Origin of the sequence: Mesorhizobium sp. M1E.F.Ca.ET.063.01.1.1, assembly GCF_003998155.1 — a bacterium.
In the GTDB taxonomy this organism is placed as follows: Bacteria; Pseudomonadota; Alphaproteobacteria; order Rhizobiales; family Rhizobiaceae; genus Mesorhizobium.
In genome coordinates this window covers 1-3,344 of sequence record NZ_RZSC01000646.1, presented here as the reverse complement: position 1 = coordinate 3,344, position 3,344 = coordinate 1, and the positions used below count along the sequence as shown (strand labels likewise).

The 3,344-nt window shown below is 60.0% G+C and carries 4 protein-coding genes; all 4 read left to right on the top strand.

Annotated features, from left to right (window positions below; all coding sequences use genetic code 11):
• The coding region (locus EOA29_RS29840) for a transglycosylase SLT domain-containing protein (RefSeq protein WP_148669389.1) at window positions 1-824 on the top strand (824 nt) is incomplete at its 5' end.
• 9 nt (window positions 825-833) lie between these two features.
• On the top strand, window positions 834-1,568 hold the full coding sequence (locus EOA29_RS29835; RefSeq protein ID WP_127222009.1) for a type IV secretion system protein: 735 nt from the start codon (window positions 834-836) through the stop codon (window positions 1,566-1,568).
• Between the two features lie 182 nt (window positions 1,569-1,750).
• A complete protein-coding gene (locus EOA29_RS29830) occupies window positions 1,751-2,794 on the top strand; it encodes a type IV secretion system protein (RefSeq protein WP_127222008.1) in 1,044 nt (347 codons plus the stop codon).
• 67 nt (window positions 2,795-2,861) lie between these two features.
• The coding region (locus EOA29_RS29825) for a type IV secretion system protein (RefSeq protein WP_127222007.1) at window positions 2,862-3,344 on the top strand (483 nt) is incomplete at its 3' end.

Here is a 3,344-nt window from a genome sequence, read left to right as displayed (position 1 = left end):
ATCAGGAATCGCGCTTCGACACATGCGCCGGCAGCCACACCGGCGTCAAAGGCGTCATGCAGCTGACCAAGGGCACTGGCAAGTCCATGGGACTTGACCGCGACGTGAACGAGCAGAACGTCGAAGGCGGTGTCAAATATCTCGGAATGGGTGTCAAGCAATGCGGGGCGACGAATTACAGCTGTCTCGCCTCCTTCTACAACGGATCGAACGCGGGCGAGCAAAACCAGTGGGCTGGCGGTGTCGGCCGCTGGAACAGCTACTTCAACGACTATGTATCGAGCGGCAAGGCTCCGGCCGCCGCACCGCCACCCTTCTCGATCGTCACCGCCGACGGCGCAGGCGGCTCGGCCCAGGACGCCGCTATGGGCACTGTGAGGAAGGCGACTGGCGGCCTCGATGCAAGCTCATCGCAGATGGGCGCCAACGACGCGGCCATCCAAGCGCTGGCGGGTACCGTTGGCCAGGTGACTGAATACAAGGACGCTTGGGAGCTGAATTCGTCGGCCCGGGGGATCAACGTGGGTGTCACCAACCAGTACCTCGCCCAGGCCGGGGATTTTACGGCGTTGCTGGCCCAACTTCTATCGTTGCAGAATGTTCAGGCATCGCAGTCGTCCAAGCTGATGCAACAGCCGAAGAGCGGCTCTCCAAACCCGTTCTCTTGTGATCCCGCGGAGCTGGAGCGGTTGAAGATCGATCGGGGCCGGTGGCTACCATGCGCGGTCGAGAACGCGGGGGCAAGCTCGGCCGACAGCCGCTCGATGATCATCACCAGTGATCCTGCCGGCGCTGCCAGCGTGATCAATTCCCTACAGCAATAGGAGCCTGACATGAAGAAATTCGCGATTGCTGCCGGCATGGCGCTTTGGACGAGCGCGGGCTTTGCACAGATTGCGGTCATCGATGGCGCCAATCTCGATGTCGCCCGCAAGAATGCGGAAAACACCAACTCCATCATGGATTCGAACAAGGACATCCTGAAAAAGAGCGAGGAGATCCTGCAGGCTCTCAGCGGCAGTCGTGACGGTTCGCTCGGGATCGGACAAATGGGACTCGGCGGCAATATGTCGATTGCCCAGGCTCCGTCGTTCGGATCGATCCTGAACGGCGGCGCGCTTTCTTTTGGTGGCCTGTCGCCCGAAATCCAGAAAATCGCCGGCGCCGTCATCAATGGGCTGCAGCTAGTGAAGCAGCTCCAGCAGATTGCCGGCAAAGAGACGAGCGCCGTCAACACAGCCTATGGCGGCAGCGTCAACGTGGCCTCGCTTCTGAGCGCGCTGACTTCGCAGGCCTCGCAGGGCGTCACCCAGCGCCAACAGTCCCTGCAGTCCGCAAGTGGGCAGATCGGGCAGTCGCAGGACGTCAAGGGATCGGTGGACCAGAACACACGAATGCAGCTGGAGAACGCGCGCGCGGTCAACGAATTGATCGGTGTCCAGAACGGCGCGGTCGCGGCCCTGAATGAGAAGCTGAAGGGAGATCTTCTTCGCCAAAGCCAGGTGCAGAAGATGATGACACCGCGCAACGTCAATCCGTTCGCTGAATTTGGCAAGAGCGGAGGGTAGCGCTTGTCGAGGCGAGTGCTGCGCATATGCGTTGTGATTGGGATCGGCGCAGTGCTGTTCGGATGCGCAACTCGCGAACTGAAAGCGCCGTGCCGGCCTTTGGCGTATGCCCACACCGAAGAATGCGGCGCGTTAAAACCGGTCAATTCAACGCCGTTCGCCAGCATCATTGACGAGGATCCATGAACGGTCTCGCCGCAAGCATTCTGGGTGGCATTGACAACATCGGTGAGGACTTCGTCCGCACCGTCTACATGCAGTTGGGCAATGCGATGGGCAACGTCTTCACCCTCATGCTCACCCTCTATATCGTGTGGTGGGGCTACTCAATCCTGAGCGGGCGGGAGTCAATCTCGCCGCTCGAAGCGGCCTATCGCTTGGGCCGCGCCGTCATCATCTATCTGCTGCTGACCGGATGGGGCACATTTTCCGCGACGATCTATCAGCTCGTGCAAAGCATTCCAGATGAGGTCGGCAAGGTGATCGTCGGCGCCGTGTCGCGAGCCACCGGCAATCAACTCAGCGATCAGGCGGCAATTCCAGCGCTCATCGACAACCTCTACCGAGGAGCACAGGACGTCGCCAATCAGGTCTATAGCGGATCCTTCTATGACATTTTTGGCGCGCTCTTGTCGCTGCTCGTGCTGCTGTCGGCCATTATCTTCGCAGCGCTTGCCATAGCCGCAATCATCGCCGCCAAGGTGATGCTGTTCATCACGCTCGCCTTGGCGCCCATATGGATCATTCTTTGGCTTTACCGCTGGTCCTCGCGCATGAGCGAAGGCTTCCTTTCGCTCACCACCTTTCTGATGATCCAGCAAATCCTAATCTACGGCTTTCTCGGCTTCTACTTCTCGCTCGTCAACGCTGCGCTGAACACCGCCACATCGGGCGGAGCGACCATGGACAGCAAAATGTCGCTGGTGCTGCCCTTGGTGCTGGTGACGATCATCGGGATCTACGTTCTCATGCAGATCCCATCCATTGCTTCGATCCTGAATGGCGGCGGGTACCTCAGCACCGTAGGAGCTCGCTACTCATATGGAAACTTCGGCAGAAACGCCGTGCACTACTCCGGTGCACGATGGGCCGCCGGCCGCGCCGCTCGGGGCGCCCGGCAGCTCGCAGCAAGCAGCTTCCGGTCTCCGCGAGCAGCGAGGGCGGACGACGCAGCTCGGTCCGCCATCCAGCAAGGTGCGCGGGATAACGCCAGGCCTCTGGCCTAGAACACACGAACGATCATCGATCGCGGCCCTGGATCAGGATGCGTCACGCAAACGAGGCAAATAGTAAGTGTCAACACCATCGGAAACAGCTGCTAACACCGGCAGCGAGCTCGTCGACAATCGCTATTACAGGGCGGGCGCGACCTGGGAAGACGACACGCACAGGTCAATGCGGCGATCGCGTACATTGGCATGGATCGTCAGCGGCGTTTCGGGACTGGTGGCGGTGCTGTCGCTGCTCGCGCTCGTGCTGATCCTGCCGCTCCGGCAGTTCGAGCCGTATGTTGTGGAGGTCGACAAATCGACCGGCTACCTCGAGATCATGCGCGCGCTCAAGCCTGGAGATTTGTCCCAGAACGAGGCCGTCACGGCGGCAAATCTGGTGCGCTACATCAGGGCCCGAGAAACCTACGATTCCCGTGAACTAAAACAGAATTACGACTTGGCGCAGCTCTACTCCACCGACGCGGCGTCCAAGGATTTGACTTGGCTTTACACGCCTGCAAATCCGCACTCGCTGGACAAGATTTATGGCCGCAATGTCACCATC